The sequence below is a fragment of the Streptomyces sp. ALB3 genome, assembly GCF_044385685.1.
Lineage (GTDB): Bacteria > Actinomycetota > Actinomycetes > Streptomycetales > Streptomycetaceae > Streptomyces.
On the sequence record NZ_JBISCE010000043.1, the window covers coordinates 37,577 to 48,649 of the forward strand.

Here is an 11,073-nt window from a genome sequence, read left to right on the forward strand (position 1 = left end):
TCGCCGGGGCGGACGCCTCGTCGCGCGGGCCCGCCTGCTCACCGGCATCACACGGGAGGGCTGGTTAGCATGGCCGGGTTGACGAAACCGACCGGACGGGGCTGAGCGATCACCATGAGCGAACGGGGCGCACTGCGGACCCGGCTTGATCTGCTGGCCCGGGAGGTCGCGAAGTTCGGTGCGGTCGGCGCACTCGGCCTGGTCGTGAACATCGCCGTCTCCAACCTGATCTGGCGCACCACGGACATCCCGGTGGTGCGTGCCGGGCTGATGGGGACGGTCGTCGCCATCCTCTTCAACTACGTCGGCTTCCGCTACTGGACCTACCGGGACCGCGACAAGACCGGCCGGACCCGGGAGCTGACACTGTTCCTGCTGTTCAGCGCGGTCGGCGCGGTGATCGAGACAGGCGTGCTCTACGCGGCGACGTACGGCTTCGGGTGGAACAGCCCGGTCCAGAGCAACGTGTTCAAGATCGTCGGCATCGGGATCGCCACACTGTTCCGCTTCTGGTCCTACCGCACCTGGGTCTTCAAGACGCTGCCCGCCAAGGAGGCCGTGCTCGACGCGGAGCGGTTTCTGGAACAGCGGCGGCCCTCCGACGAGGTGATTTCCGGCCCCGTGCCCCACTGAGGCCCGCGAGCCGGGCCTCAGCGCACCGGGCGTACGGATTCCTTGCGGCCCGGCGCGACCCGGCTGAGGAAGAGGGCGAAGACCGGGGGCTGCTGCTGGAGCAGTTCGAGCCGGCCGCCGTCGGCCTCGGCGAGGTCCCGGGCCACGGCGAGGCCGATTCCGGTGGAGTTGCGGCCGCTGATGGTGCGCTCGAAGATCCGCGCACCGAGGTCGGCGGGCACGCCGGGCCCCTCGTCCGTGACCTCGACGACGACCTGGTTCCCGGTGATGCGGGTGCGCAGCGCGACGGTTCCGCCCCCGTGCATCAGCGAGTTCTCGATCAGCGCGGCGAGTACCTGGGCGACCGCCCCGGGCGTGCCGACGGCCTCCAGGCCGTGCTTCCCCGAGCAGACGACGGCACGGCCGGCGCTGCGGTAGGCGGGGCGCCATTCCTCGATCTGCTGCTTGACGATCTCGTCGAGGTCGAAGACGACGGCGGAGCCGGTGCGCGGGTCACGGGAGTTCGTCAGCAGGCGCTGCACCACATCCGTGAGCCGCTCGACCTGGGTGAGCGCGATGTTCGCCTCCTCCTTCACCGTCTCCGGGTCGTCGGTGACGGAGATCTCCTCGATCCGCATGGAGAGGGCGGTCAGGGGCGTACGGAGCTGGTGCGAGGCGTCCGCGGCGAGGCGCCGCTCCGCGGTCAGCATCCGGGCGATCCGCTCGGCGGACGAGTCGAGGACGTCGGCGACCCGGTCCAGCTCCGTGACCCCGTACCGCTTGTGCCGGGGGCGGGGGTCACCTGATCCGAGGCGCTCGGCGGTCTCGGCGAGGTCGGTGAGCGGGGAGGTCAGCCGGTCCGCCTGGCGCACGGCGAGGAGTACGGCGGAGATGATGGCGAGGAGCGCCACCGCTCCGATGATCAGCAGGGTGCGTCCCACCTCGCGGGTCACCGCGGAGCGTGACTCCTCGACCGTGACCTTCTCGCCCTGCTCCCCGGTCTCCGTGCTGCGGGTGACGTCGCTGTCCGTGGGGCGCTCGCCGACCTCGATGGGGGCCCGCCCGGGGATCTCCACGCGGGCGTAGCGGCTGGGGTCCACCTGCTCGGCGAGGACCTCGGGGGTGATCCGCTCGGCCCCGAGCAGCCGGCTCTCGACGACGCTGATCAGCCGGAAGGCCTCGGAGTCGACACTTTCCTGGGCACTGTTGCTGATGGTGCGGGTCTCGACGATGACGAGGGAGACGCCGAAGACGGCGATCACGACGAGCACCACGGCGAGCGTGGAGTTGATCAGTCGGCGGCGCATGAGTGTTCTGTACGTCAGCTCTTCTCGAACCGGAAGCCGACGCCCCGGACGGTGGCGATGTAGCGCGGATTGGCCGCGTCGTCGCCGAGCTTCTTGCGGAGCCAGGAGATGTGCATGTCGAGGGTCTTGGTGGAGGACCACCAGGTGGTGTCCCAGACCTCGCGCATCAGCTGGTCGCGGGTGACGACCCGGCCGGCGTCCCGCACGAGGACCCGCAGCAGGTCGAACTCCTTGGCGGTGAGCTGGAGTTCCTCCTCACCCATCCAGGCCCGGTGCGATTCGACGTCGATCCTGACGCCGTGCGTGGCCGGCTGGGGGGCGGACTCGGTGGCACCGCGTCGCAGGAGGGCGCGGACCCGGGCGAGCAGCTCGGCCAGACGGAAGGGCTTGGTGACGTAGTCGTCCGCTCCCGCGTCGAGACCGACGACCGTGTCGACCTCGTCGGCCCGGGCGGTCAGCACCAGGATCGGTACCGCGTGACCGTCGGCCCGCAGCCGCCTGGCGACCTCCAGACCGTCCATCCCGGGCAGCCCCAGGTCGAGGACGACCAGGTCGACGCCCCCCTGGAGGCCTGCGTCGAGCGCGGTCGGACCGTCCTCGCGGACCTCGACCTCGTAACCCTCACGACGCAGGGCGCGGGCCAGTGGCTCCGAGATGGATGCGTCGTCCTCGGCGAGCAGTACACGGGTCATGCAGTGATGGTAGTCCGCACGGGCCTGCTGGAGTGAGGCACTGGTCAAGCCCTGCGGGTCAGGGCCACGAATCGGGCATCCGCCTTTGAATATGGGAATGTGGTTCCACGTAAACCTGTGATCCATCTCTCAAGTCCTTCCATATCCCCGTGTGTCGTGTCGTATGGTGGCTCGACGCCTGTTGCACCGCCGAAGGACCTTTGGGCTGCTTTTAGCGCCAAGGGTCACTTTTGTGTACGGGCCGGTTCTCGCCGGCCCCGACCAGTGAATGACCTGTGGGCCGGGCCCGGAGCGCGAGGACGCGCGCCGGGCGTGGATCCCTGAGCGGTCGGTCCCACGACCCCGCCCCCGCACTCCCCTACGGATCGGGTGGCCGGATCGAATCCCTCGAGGCGTCAGGGGTGGGGCGCGTCCGCCCCGGTGCCGGCCACCCCCCACCGGGCGCGTACCGCTCACGAGGCGGCGCGTCCCGACCAGCAAGGATCGACCATGGCGTCCAGCCTGACGAAGGACTCGGCCAGTACTTCCGGCTCCGAGAAGACCTTCTTCGGCCACCCCCGCGGCCTGGCCACTCTCTTCATGACGGAGATGTGGGAGCGCTTCAGCTACTACGGCATGCGCGCCCTTCTCCCGCTCTACCTGATCGCTCCCAACGGGCTTCACATGAACCCCGCCACGGCCACGGCGATCTACTCGGTCTACCTGTCGCTGGTGTACCTGCTCGCCATGCCCGGCGGCTGGTTCGGCGACCGCGTCTGGGGCCCCCGCAAGACCGTCGCCATCGCGGGCGGCGTCATCATGCTCGGCCACCTGACGCTGGCACTGCCCTCGGAGGGCACCTTCTTCGCCGGGCTCGGCCTGGTGGCGATCGGCTCCGGTCTGCTGAAGTCCAACATCTCGACGATGGTCGGCCACCTCTACGACGGCCCGGACGACCCGCGCCGCGACGGTGGCTTCACGATCTTCTACATGGGCATCAACATGGGTGCCTTCGCCGCCCCGCTGATCATCGGCACCGTCGGCGAGAACGTGAACTGGCACCTGGGCTTCGCCCTGGCCGCCCTGGGCATGGGGCTCGGCGTCGCCCAGTTCCTGCTCGGCACCCGCCACCTCGACGCCCGCAGCCTCGTCGTGCCCAAGCCGCTCTCGGCCGACGAGCGCGCGTCCACCCTGCGCAAGTCGATGATCTGGCTCGGCGTCGCGGCCGTCTTCTACCTCGGCACGGTCGTCACCGGTGTCTACACGCTGAACTGGCTGCTGGTCCCGATCACGATCGCGGGCCTGGTCATCCCGGTGATGGTCCTGGCGCGCATCAAGCGCGACAAGGAGCTCAGCCAGACCGAGCAGAAGAAGATGTCCGGTTACATCTGGTTCTTCGTGGCCGCCGCCATCTTCTGGATGATCTACGACCAGGGCGGTTCGACGCTGGCGATCTTCGCCGAGTCCTCCGCGGAGAACTCGGTGCTCGGCTGGGCCTTCCCGGTCTCCTGGTACCAGTCGGTCAACCCGATCCTGATCATGGCACTGGCCCCGGTCTTCGCCGCCTTCTGGCTGGCGCTGAACCGGCGGGGCAAGGAGCCCAGCACCATCGTGAAGTTCAGCTCCGGCCTGGTACTGGTCGGCGCGTCGTTCTTCCTCTTCCTCGCACCGCTGGCCATCGCGGGCGACGGCCACAAGGCCGCCGCGATGTGGCTGGTCGCCATCTACTTCGTCCAGACGGTCGCCGAGCTGACGCTCTCCCCGGTCGGCCTCTCGGTCACCACGAAGATGGCCCCGGCCAAGTACGCCAGCCAGATGATGGGTGTCTGGTTCCTGGCCGTCACCGCCGGTGACTGCACCACGGGCCTGCTGTCCATCGCGGGTGTCGAGCTGAACGGCAACAGTGTGGTGGCCCTCCAGGCCGCACTCGCCGTCCTCGCCGGTGTCGCGATCTTCATGTACCGCGGCAAGGTCAAGGCGCTCATGGGCGACGTCCGCTGACACGGACCCCGCCCGCACGACCAGGGGCCCCGCACCGAATCGCGGTGCGGGGCCCCTGGTCGTAAGCGACGCGCGGCGTGTGCGGGGTGGCCGGGTGGCTGCCGGGGCTACGAGGGCACCGGGAGCTCCGCCCAGACGGTCTTGCCGGGCTGGTCCGGTGTACGCGACACGCCCCAGTCGAGGCAGAGCCGCTGCACGATGAACATGCCGTGCCCGCCGGGCCGCCCCGCGCGGTGCGGGGTGCGCGGCGCGGGCTGCCCGGCGCCGCCGTCGACGACCTCGACCCGGAGCGCCTTGGCCGAGAAGGCGATGCGGAGCTCCTCGGGACCGTCCGCGTGCAGGCAGGCGTTCGTGACGAGCTCGGAGACGACCAGCAGGACGTCCTCGGCGGCGGCCCGCCGGTCGGCGCCGGACGCGGGCAGCCAGCCCCAGTCGTGGAGCGCCTGCCTGGCGAAGTCGCGGGCCATGGGCACGATGCCCGTGGCCTCTCTCAGCGAGAGCGTGCGCCACTGCGCGTCAGCGGGCGCGGCAGGGGCCGGGCCCGTGCCGTCCGGCTCGCGGCCGAGGCCGCCCGGCGGATGCTGCCGGGTGGTGCTCATCAGCGCTTCACCTCACCGATTCACCGTGTTGCCATCGAACAGATACTGATCAAGTACAGCTTGTGCGGGTTTCATGCCCCCGACTGAATGTCTCCTGCCCGGCCGATTGGTGACGACACCCACTTCGCCTACGCCATGAGCGTGACGCGCGTGACGGCCGGGATGCCGGAAGCCGGGATTAAGCATGGGGAACGCCGAATCAGCTGCTCAGAGCGTCTTCGAGCGTGGCGTGGACGGCGAATACCGCCTCCGCCCCCGTGATCTCGAAGACCCGGGCCACCACGGGCTGCATCGCGGCCAGGTGGACGCCGCCGCCGGCGGCCTCCGCCTTCAGGCGCGCGCCGAGCAGCACGTTGAGCCCGGTGGAATCACAGAAGTCCAGCCCGGCGCAGTCGACCACCAGGCGCGTACGTCCTTGCTCGACCGCACTCTCCAGAGGCTCCCGCAGCAGATCGGCCGTGTGGTGATCGAGCTCACCCACCGGCGTCACGACTTCGCTGCGGCCCTCGGCCCGGACCTCGACCTGTAGCCGACCCCGGTTCGCACTGCCGACCGTCCCGCGGTCCATGCCCGTCCCTCTTCGCCGTCCGTCACTGCCCGCGCCCCTGTGCACGCGGCTTCATCGTGGCTGCCCCCGACGTGCGTGAAACATTACGCGTTTCCCTCGCCACACGGTAGTCGAAGAACTCAACAAACCGGACATATGGGCGTAATTGGCGCTTGTAACTCACCGCTGGGAGCGGGTAAGGGTAGGAGGGACATCCACCCCAAGGAGTTTCGACCGGCTTCGGAGGCGCCGCTACACCGCAGGAAGACGTATGGGCATCGGCAGCCATATGCCGAGAACGATGGAGGAGAACCATGTCACCCCGGCTCGACGTACCGCGTACCCACACCGCGACGTCGGCATGTCCTCAGGGACCGACCGATTCCTACTCCGCTGCCGCGAGCGCCGTACCCGGCCCGCGCGCCAGCACCCGCACCACCGGCACCACCACCGGCCTGAGCACCGACGATCTCCTTCCGGAGGACGCGTTCGAGGGCCTCGACGGACTTCCCGAGATCCCGCACCACGCCGAAGTCGGCGCGCTGGACGCGAGGGCCCTGTCGAAGACGCTCTTCGCGCGGCTCGAAGCCCTTGAGGAGGGCACCCACGAGCACGCGTACGTCCGCAACACCCTCGTCGAACTCAACCTGGCGCTCGTCCGGTTCGCCGCCTCGAGGTTCCGCACGCGCAGCGAACCCATGGAGGACATCGTCCAGGTCGGAACCATCGGCCTGATCAAGGCGATCGACCGCTTCGAACTCAGCCGGGGCGTGGAGTTCCCGACGTTCGCGATGCCCACCATCGTCGGCGAGATCAAGCGCTTCTTCCGTGACACCAGCTGGTCCGTGCGCGTCCCGCGCCGCCTCCAGGAGCTGCGGCTGGACCTGGCCAAGGCCGGCGACGAGCTGGCCCAGAAGCTGGACCGCGCGCCCACGGTCCTCGAACTCGCCGACCGTCTCGGACTCAGCAGGGACGAGGTCGTCGAGGGCATGGCCGCGAGCAACGCGTACACCGCGAGTTCGCTGGACGCCAAGCCCGACGACCACGGTGACGGCAACGAGGCCGCCCTCGCGGACCGCCTCGGTTACGAGGACAACGGCATCGAGGGCATCGAGTACGTCGAGTCCCTCAAGCCGCTCATCGCCTCGCTCCCCCTGCGTGACCGGACGATCCTCTCCATGCGGTTCGTCTCCAACATGACGCAGTCGGAGATCGGCGAGGAGCTCGGCATCTCGCAGATGCACGTGTCCAGGCTGCTGTCCCGGACCCTGGTCAAGCTCAGGAAGGGCCTGACCGTGGAGGAGTGATCCGGCGTCACCGGCACCGGCCGGTACGTTCGTTGCGGAAGGACCTGCCCGGGCCGTCGGGCGGGTCCTTCCGCGTTGCTGACGGAGTGGCACGACCGGGCCGCGTCACCGGGGGTCGCGGGGCCGGGCCCGGCCGGGCGCGCGCGGACGCCCCGGCAGGGACACCGGCCCCTCCCCCAGGAGGTCAGACCACCCGCTCCCCCCGCCGCCACACGGCGCGCACCAACGGGACCCCGGGCCGGTAGGCGAGGTGGACGTGGCTCGGCGCGTCGAGGATGACGAGGTCGGCGCGGGCGCCGGGGGTGACGCGGCCGACGTCGGTGCGACGGAGCGCGGCGGCGCCTCCGGCGGTGGCGGACCAGACCGCTTCGTCGGGGGTCATGCCCATGTCCCGGACGGCGAGCGCGACGCAGAACGGCATGGAGGAGGTGAAGGACGAGCCCGGGTTGCAGTCCGTCGACAGGGCGACGGTGGCACCAGCGCCGAGGATGCGGCGGGCGTCGGGCCACGCCGCGCGGGTGGAGAACTCCGCGCCGGGGAGCAGGGTGGCGACGGTGCCGCTCTGGCCGAGTGCCTCGAGGTCCGCGTCGTCGAGGTGGGTGCAGTGGTCGGCGGAGGCCGCGCCCAGCTCCACGGCGAGCCGGACGCCGGGGCCGTGACCGAGCTGGTTGGCGTGGACGCGGGGCTGAAGGCCCCTGGCCAGGCCCGCGGTGAGCACCGCACGCGCCTGGTCCTCGTCGAAGGCGCCCCGCTCGCAGAAGACGTCGATCCAGCGGGCGTGCGGGGCGCAGGCGTCCAGCATCGGCCCGGTGACGAGGTCCACGTAGCCGGCGGGGTCGTCGGCGTGGTCGGGGGACACGATGTGGGCCCCGAGGAAGGTGACCTCGTCGGTGTGGCGGGCGGCGACGCGCAGGGACCGCGCCTCGTCCTCGACGGTGAGGCCGTAGCCCGACTTGGTCTCGAAGGTGGTGGTGCCCTGCCGGAGTGCCTCCGCGAGGTAGCGCGCGACGTTGGCGGAGAGCTCGTCGTCCGAGGCGGCGCGGGTGGCGGCCACGGTCGTGCGGATGCCTCCGGCGGAATAGGGACGTCCGGACATGCGGGCGTTGAACTCGGCGGTGCGGTCGCCCGCGAACACCAGGTGGGAGTGGGAGTCGACGAAGCCCGGGATCACGGCACGTCCGCCCGCGTCGACGGCGTTGTCGGTGGCGGGTGCTCTGCTTGATTCACCGGTCCACACGACGCGGTCGCCGTCGATGACGACGGCCGCGTCCTGGACCAGGCCCAGGGGGGTCCCGTCTCCTAGGGAGGGGTCGTTGGTGACCAGGTTCGCGATGTGGGTGATGGCGGTCGTCGTCATCCGTGCACGGCTTTCGTCGGGGTTCTCCCGGCCGGACCGCCGGGGTCGTGGGCCGGGTGCGGGCCGGCGGGGCGCTCAGGCGTACAGGGCGGCGACGGCCGAGGCGAGTGCTCCGGGCACGTCCTCGACCCGCGTGTGCCTGCCGTCCTGGACGATGTGCCGGCCCGCCACCACGGTGTGCCGCACGTCGGCGGCCGTGGCGGCGAACACGGCTGCTTCGGCCGCCAGCCGGGGCACCGGCCCCGCTGTTCTGACGGAGTCCAGCGCGACGGTGGCCAGATCGGCGGGCGCGCCCGGTTCGAGCACGCCCGCGTCGGGCCGCCCGAGCGCGGCGTGCCCCGCGGCCGAAGCCGCCCTGAGCAGGGCTGCCGCCGTCCAGTGACCGCGTACATGGGTGCGCAGTCGTTCGTTGAGCTCCATCGCCCTGGCCTCCTCGAAGAGGTCGATCACGGCGTGGCTGTCGCTGCCCAGCGAGAGGGGGGAACCCGCGCCCTGGAGAGCGGTGGCGGGCCCGATGCCGTCGGCGAGGTCGCGTTCGGTAGTGGGGCACATGCAGGTGCCCGTGCGGGAGGAGCCGAGCAGCTCGATGTCCTCGGTGGTGAGGTGCGTGTTGTGGATCCCCGTGGTGTGCGGGCCGAGGACCCCGTGGTCGGCGAGGAGCCTGGCGGGAGTGCGCCCGTGGGCGGCGAGGCAGGCGTCGTTCTCCGCGGTCTGTTCGGAGAGGTGGACGTGCAGGGGGGCCGAACGCTCCTGTGCCCACTGCGCGACGGTGGACAGCTGACCCGCCGGGACCGCGCGCACGGAGTGGATCGCGGCGCCGATCACCACCAGGTCGCCGTCGCCCTTGAGGGCGGAGGCACGCCCGGCCCAGGCGTCGGCGGTGGTGTCGGAGAAGCGGAGCTGGTGCCGGCTCGGCTTCTCACCGAATCCGGCGGCGAGATAGGCGGTGTCGAGGAGGGTGATGCGGATGCCTGCCTCCGCCGCGGCGGCGATGAGCGCCTCACCCATGGCGTTGGGGTCGTCGTAGGGCGTGCCGCCGGGCGCGTGGTGCAGATAGTGGAACTCACCCACCGCGGTGATCCCGGCCAGCGCCATCTCGGCGTACGTGGCGCGGGCCAGGTCGTAGTAGGTGTCGGGAGAGAGGCGGGAGGCCGTCCGGTACATCAGCTCGCGCCAGGTCCAGAAGGTGCCGGAGCCCACCTGGACGGTGGAGCGCAGCGCGCGGTGGAATGCGTGCGAGTGGGTGTTGGCCAGCCCCGGCACGGTCAGCCCGTGCAGCGCGGTGGCACCGGGCGGCGGCGAGTCGATGCCCGTCCTGACACCGGCGATACGCCCGCCGGCCACGTCCAGGAGGACGCCCGGCTCGACGTGGGTGCCGAGCCAGGCGTGCGACAGCCAGTACGTCGCGGTGACCGGTGTGCCCGTCGGTTGCGTTGTCAGCTGCACGCGAGACCTTCCAGTACGTCGGCGAGTGCCCTCACCCCGGCCACGCAGTCGTCCTCGGCCGCGTGCTCGGCAGGTGAGTGCGAGATCCCGGTGGGATTCCGTACGAACAGCATGGCGGTCGGCACGGAAGCGGACAAAATACCCGCGTCGTGTCCCGCCCCCGTACCGAGCACGGGAACGGGGCGCTCCGCGCCGTCAGCACCGTGGCGGCCGCGCCCCTCCAGCACCCGGCGCATCTCGTCCCGCAGCGCGTGCTGGAAGTCCACCACCGGCGTGAACGACTCGCGTACGACGTCGAGTCCGATGCCGGCCCGCTCGGCGTGTTCCCGCGCGGCGCGCTCCACACCGTGCACGACGGCGTCGAGAGTCGCCTGGTCGGCGGCCCGCGAGTCGAGCCACGCCCGCACGAGTGAGGGGATCGCGTTGACCCCGTTCGGCTCGACGGAGATCTTGCCGAAGGTCGCGAGGCCTCCGGCGAGCTCCGCCTCGCGCCGGGCGGCGAGCACGGTCTCGGCGTACGTGAGCATCGGGTCCCGGCGGTCGGCGAGCCGGGTCGTGCCGGCGTGGTTGGCCTCGCCCCGGAAGTCGAACCGCCAGCGGCCGTGCGGCCAGATGGCCGAGGCGACCCCGACCGGGTCCCCGGTCAGGTCGAGGGCGCGCCCCTGCTCGACGTGGAGCTCGACGAACGCGCCGATGCGGGCCAGACGTCCGGGATCGGGCCCGATGACGCCGGGGTCGTACCCCGCCGCCTCCATGGCCTGCGGCAGTGTCACCCCGTCCCCGTCGCGCAGCCGGTACGCGTCCTCGGGGGTCAGCTGTCCGGCGGAGAGCCGGGAGCCGACACAGGCGAGGCCGAAGCGGGCCCCTTCCTCGTCGCCGAAGTTGACGATGGCGAAGGGCCTGGTGAACTCCGCTCCCCTGCGGCGGAGTTCGTCCAGGGCGGCGAAGGCGGACACCACACCGAGAGGGCCGTCGAACGCCCCGCCGTCGGGGACGGAGTCGAGATGGGACCCGGTGACCACGGCGTCACCGGCGAGCGGGTCGCCGTGCCAGGCCCACTGGTTGCCGTTCCGGTCGGTCTCGTGGACGAGCCCGCGGGCCTCGGCCTGTGCGCGGAACCACTCCCGGCAGTCCAGGTCGGCGCCGGTCCACGCGTACCGGCGGTACCCGCCGCTGCCGGGGTCGAGCCCGATCGGTGCGAGACCACGCCACATCGAGTCGGAAGG

Annotated in this window: 10 protein-coding genes; 3 read left to right on the plus strand and 7 right to left on the minus strand. The window is 71.2% G+C overall.

Going from position 1 to position 11,073, the window contains the following annotated elements; genetic code table 11:
- Positions 1 to 114: 114 nt before the first annotated feature.
- Positions 115 to 633: a GtrA family protein gene (locus tag ACHFIV_RS28520; RefSeq protein ID WP_398974931.1), complete on the plus strand. Its 519-nt coding sequence runs from the start codon at positions 115 to 117 to the stop codon at positions 631 to 633.
- A 17-nt stretch (positions 634 to 650) separates the two neighbouring features.
- Here the strand turns inward: ACHFIV_RS28520 and ACHFIV_RS28525 are convergent, their stop codons facing one another.
- Both ACHFIV_RS28525 and ACHFIV_RS28530 read right to left on the minus strand, forming a co-directional pair.
- Entirely contained in the window at positions 651 to 1,919 is a 1,269-nt protein-coding gene (locus tag ACHFIV_RS28525; protein WP_398974933.1) for an ATP-binding protein, read from the minus strand.
- A 14-nt stretch (positions 1,920 to 1,933) separates the two neighbouring features.
- Positions 1,934 to 2,611 carry a response regulator transcription factor gene (locus ACHFIV_RS28530; protein ID WP_329210334.1) on the minus strand — a complete coding sequence of 226 codons (678 nt, stop codon included), beginning with the start codon at positions 2,609 to 2,611 and terminating at the stop codon, positions 1,934 to 1,936.
- Between the two features lie 489 nt (positions 2,612 to 3,100).
- On the opposite strand from ACHFIV_RS28530, the gene ACHFIV_RS28535 reads away from it, so the two are divergent.
- Positions 3,101 to 4,591 (plus strand): oligopeptide:H+ symporter, encoded by a 1,491-nt coding sequence (locus tag ACHFIV_RS28535; protein WP_398974936.1) that lies wholly within the window; start codon positions 3,101 to 3,103, stop codon positions 4,589 to 4,591.
- A gap of 107 nt (positions 4,592 to 4,698) precedes the next feature.
- Here the strand turns inward: ACHFIV_RS28535 and ACHFIV_RS28540 are convergent, their stop codons facing one another.
- Both ACHFIV_RS28540 and ACHFIV_RS28545 read right to left on the minus strand, forming a co-directional pair.
- Complete coding sequence (locus ACHFIV_RS28540) at positions 4,699 to 5,190, minus strand: ATP-binding protein (RefSeq protein WP_398974939.1); 492 nt, start codon at positions 5,188 to 5,190, stop codon at positions 4,699 to 4,701.
- A 199-nt stretch (positions 5,191 to 5,389) separates the two neighbouring features.
- The gene (locus ACHFIV_RS28545) at positions 5,390 to 5,758 is read right to left on the minus strand and encodes an STAS domain-containing protein (protein ID WP_398974941.1); all 369 of its coding nucleotides are present in this window, start codon (positions 5,756 to 5,758) and stop codon (positions 5,390 to 5,392) included.
- Positions 5,759 to 6,051: 293 nt separating this feature from the next.
- On the opposite strand from ACHFIV_RS28545, the gene ACHFIV_RS28550 reads away from it, so the two are divergent.
- Entirely contained in the window at positions 6,052 to 7,044 is a 993-nt protein-coding gene (locus tag ACHFIV_RS28550; RefSeq protein ID WP_398974944.1) for an RNA polymerase sigma factor SigF, read from the plus strand.
- A 184-nt stretch (positions 7,045 to 7,228) separates the two neighbouring features.
- On the opposite strand, the gene hutI is transcribed toward ACHFIV_RS28550, so the two are convergent.
- From hutI to ACHFIV_RS28565, 3 genes are all read right to left on the minus strand, one after another.
- On the minus strand, positions 7,229 to 8,401 hold the full coding sequence (hutI, locus tag ACHFIV_RS28555; protein WP_398974947.1) for an imidazolonepropionase: 1,173 nt from the start codon (positions 8,399 to 8,401) through the stop codon (positions 7,229 to 7,231).
- A gap of 75 nt (positions 8,402 to 8,476) precedes the next feature.
- Entirely contained in the window at positions 8,477 to 9,847 is a 1,371-nt protein-coding gene (locus tag ACHFIV_RS28560; RefSeq protein WP_398974950.1) for a formimidoylglutamate deiminase, read from the minus strand.
- Entirely contained in the window at positions 9,838 to 11,061 is a 1,224-nt protein-coding gene (locus tag ACHFIV_RS28565; RefSeq protein WP_398974961.1) for an allantoate amidohydrolase, read from the minus strand. The genes ACHFIV_RS28560 and ACHFIV_RS28565 overlap by 10 nt, the downstream gene beginning before the upstream one ends.
- Between the last annotated feature and the right edge of the window lie 12 nt (positions 11,062 to 11,073).

Bases quoted from the DNA above. Each gene is read 5' to 3' on its own strand.
- ACHFIV_RS28535 (WP_398974936.1), top strand. From the start codon at position 3,101: ATGGCGTCCAGCCTGACGAAGGACTCGGCCAGTACTTCCGGCTCCGAG.
- ACHFIV_RS28525 (WP_398974933.1), bottom strand. From the start codon at position 1,919: ATGCGCCGCCGACTGATCAACTCCACGCTCGCCGTGGTGCTCGTCGTG.
- hutI (WP_398974947.1), bottom strand. From the start codon at position 8,401: ATGACGACGACCGCCATCACCCACATCGCGAACCTGGTCACCAACGAC.
- ACHFIV_RS28550 (WP_398974944.1), top strand. From the start codon at position 6,052: ATGTCACCCCGGCTCGACGTACCGCGTACCCACACCGCGACGTCGGCA.
- ACHFIV_RS28545 (WP_398974941.1), bottom strand. From the start codon at position 5,758: ATGGACCGCGGGACGGTCGGCAGTGCGAACCGGGGTCGGCTACAGGTC.
- ACHFIV_RS28565 (WP_398974961.1), bottom strand. From the start codon at position 11,061: ATGTGGCGTGGTCTCGCACCGATCGGGCTCGACCCCGGCAGCGGCGGG.
- ACHFIV_RS28520 (WP_398974931.1), top strand. From the start codon at position 115: ATGAGCGAACGGGGCGCACTGCGGACCCGGCTTGATCTGCTGGCCCGG.
- ACHFIV_RS28540 (WP_398974939.1), bottom strand. From the start codon at position 5,190: ATGAGCACCACCCGGCAGCATCCGCCGGGCGGCCTCGGCCGCGAGCCG.
- ACHFIV_RS28530 (WP_329210334.1), bottom strand. From the start codon at position 2,611: ATGACCCGTGTACTGCTCGCCGAGGACGACGCATCCATCTCGGAGCCA.